Below are 238 nucleotides of genomic sequence, written 5' to 3' on the forward strand. Positions count from 1 at the left end.
GTCCATGCAAAAGCCGACGCGGACAACCAGGCGCTGCTGCTCGAAGACGCCGAACAGCAGTTGGCGCTGGACGTGAATAACGCGGTGCGGGAACTGGCCTCTCGATGGCGCCAGTACGAAATCGCGGGACGCGTTCGCGATCTTTCACGCAAGAAGCTCGAGATCGAACGCCAGAAACTGCAGGCAGGACGATCGAGCAATTTTCAGGTGCTGGCCTTTGAAACCGATCTACGCGGGG

General features: G+C 59.7%; 1 protein-coding gene. It reads left to right on the forward strand.

Going from position 1 to position 238, the window contains the following annotated elements; all coding sequences use genetic code 11:
* Positions 1-238 (forward strand): TolC family protein (locus SB751_RS34955; RefSeq protein WP_410749608.1); only part of this gene is annotated, 238 nt, incomplete at both ends.

Source organism: Cupriavidus sp. SIMBA_020 (genome assembly GCF_046535395.1).
Taxonomy (GTDB): domain Bacteria; phylum Pseudomonadota; class Gammaproteobacteria; order Burkholderiales; family Burkholderiaceae; genus Cupriavidus; species Cupriavidus campinensis.